Source organism: Paenibacillus sp. NAIST15-1, from assembly GCF_001894745.1.
Taxonomy (GTDB): domain Bacteria; phylum Bacillota; class Bacilli; order Paenibacillales; family Paenibacillaceae; genus Paenibacillus_B; species Paenibacillus_B suaedae.
The window spans coordinates 1-2500 of the sequence record NZ_BBYF01000035.1 but is presented as its reverse complement, the minus strand read 5'-3'; the positions used below and the strand labels follow the sequence as shown (position 1 = coordinate 2500).

The 2500-nt window shown below is 53.9% G+C and carries 1 rRNA gene (cut by a window edge); it reads left to right on the top strand.

The window, feature by feature from the left end:
* Positions 1–2500 (top strand): 23S ribosomal RNA (locus PBN151_RS30110) (its annotated part extends 331 nt beyond the left edge of the window); the annotation flags it as partial.

Sequence of the window (2500 nt, the reverse complement as noted above, 5' to 3'; positions counted from 1 at the left end):
TTATTAGACGAAGAGGTCTGGAAAGGCCCGCCATAGAAGGTAAAAGCCCTGTAATCGAAAGTAAATGCCCTCCGAGACGGATCCCGAGTACCGCGGGACACGTGAAACCCCGTGGGAATCTGGCAGGACCATCTGCTAAGGCTAAATACTCCCTGGTGACCGATAGTGAAGCAGTACCGTGAGGGAAAGGTGAAAAGCACCCCGGAAGGGGAGTGAAATAGAACCTGAAACCGTGTGCTTACAAGAAGTCAGAGCCCTTTCTATGGGTGATGGCGTGCCTTTTGTAGAATGAACCGGCGAGTTACGTTTGCGTGCAAGGTTAAGGTGAAGAGCTGGAGCCGAAGCGAAAGCGAGTCTGAATAGGGCGAATAAGTACGTAGGCGTAGACCCGAAACCGTGTGATCTACCCCTGTCCAGGGTGAAGGTGCGGTAACACGCACTGGAGGCCCGAACCCACGCACGTTGAAAAGTGCGGGGATGAGGTGGGGGTAGCGGAGAAATTCCAATCGAACTCGGAGATAGCTGGTTCTCCCCGAAATAGCTTTAGGGCTAGCCTCGGAGTAAAGAGTCGTGGAGGTAGAGCACTGATTGGATGCGGGGCCCGCCAAGGGTTACCAAGTTCAGTCAAACTCCGAATGCCATGTACTTATATCCGGGAGTCAGACAGTGGGTGCTAAGGTCCATTGTCAAGAGGGAAACAGCCCAGACCATCAGCTAAGGCCCCTAAATGTATGTTAAGTGGGAAAGGATGTGGAGTTGCCCAGACAACCAGGATGTTGGCTTAGAAGCAGCCACCATTTAAAGAGTGCGTAATAGCTCACTGGTCGAGTGACTCTGCGCCGAAAATGTAACGGGGCTAAACATACTGCCGAAGCTATGGATTGCATCGTAAGATGTAGTGGTAGGGGAGCGTTGTGTACCGGGTAGAAGGTAGACCGAGAGGACTGCTGGACTGTACACAAGTGAGAATGCCGGTATGAGTAACGAAAAGACATGTGAGAATCATGTCCGCCGAAAACCTAAGGGTTCCTGAGGAAGGCTCGTCCACTCAGGGTAAGTCGGGACCTAAGGCGAGGCCGAAAGGCGTAGTCGAAGGACAACAGGTTGAAATTCCTGTACCAGCGTAACCGTTATGAGCAATGGGGGGACGCAGAAGGATAGGGACGCGAGCTGATGGATGCTCGTCCAAGCAGTGAGGCCGATGTGTAGGCAAATCCGCACATCATTAAGGCTGGGCTGTGATGGGGAGGGAAAATTACAGTACCGAAGGTCTTGATTTCATGCTGCCAAGAAAAGCCTCTAGCCAGGTGAAGCTGCCCGTACCGCAAACCGACACAGGTAGGTGGGAAGAGAATTCTAAGGCGCGCGGAAGAACTCTCGTTAAGGAACTCGGCAAAATGACCCCGTAACTTCGGGAGAAGGGGTGCCTCGGTAGGGTGAATAGCCCGAGGGGGCCGCAGTGAAAAGGCCCAAGCGACTGTTTAGCAAAAACACAGGTCTGTGCGAAGCCGCAAGGCGAAGTATACGGGCTGACGCCTGCCCGGTGCTGGAAGGTTAAGGGGAGTGGTTAGCCGCAAGGCGAAGCTATGAACCGAAGCCCCAGTAAACGGCGGCCGTAACTATAACGGTCCTAAGGTAGCGAAATTCCTTGTCAGGTAAATTCTGACCCGCACGAATGGCGTAACGACTTGGGCGCTGTCTCAACGAGAGATCCGGTGAAATTTTAATACCTGTGAAGATGCAGGTTACCCGCGACAAGACGGAAAGACCCCATGGAGCTTTACTACAGCTTGATATTGGACTTTGGTACGGACTGTACAGGATAGGTGGGAGCCTGAGAAGCCTGAGCGCCAGCTTAGGTGGAGGCGCCGTTGGGATACCACCCTGTTCGTATCGGAGTTCTAACCTAGGACCGTGAACCGGTTCGGGGACAGTGTCAGGTGGGTAGTTTGACTGGGGCGGTCGCCTCCTAAAGAGTAACGGAGGCGCCCCAAGGTTCCCTCAGAATGGTTGGAAATCATTCGAAGAGTGCAAAGGCATAAGGGAGCTTGACTGCGAGACCTACAAGTCGAGCAGGGACGAAAGTCGGGCTTAGTGATCCGGTGGTTCCGCATGGAAGGGCCATCGCTCAACGGATAAAAGCTACCCTGGGGATAACAGGCTTATCTCCCCCAAGAGTCCACATCGACGGGGAGGTTTGGCACCTCGATGTCGGCTCATCGCATCCTGGGGCTGAAGTAGGTCCCAAGGGTTGGGCTGTTCGCCCATTAAAGCGGTACGCGAGCTGGGTTCAGAACGTCGTGAGACAGTTCGGTCCCTATCTGTCGCGGGCGTAGGAAATTTGAGAGGAGCTGTCCTTAGTACGAGAGGACCGGGATGGACGCACCGCTGGTGTACCAGTTGTTCCGCCAGGAGCATAGCTGGGTAGCTATGTGCGGAAGGGATAAGCGCTGAAAGCATCTAAGCGTGAAGCCCCCCTCAAGATGAGATTTCCCAATTA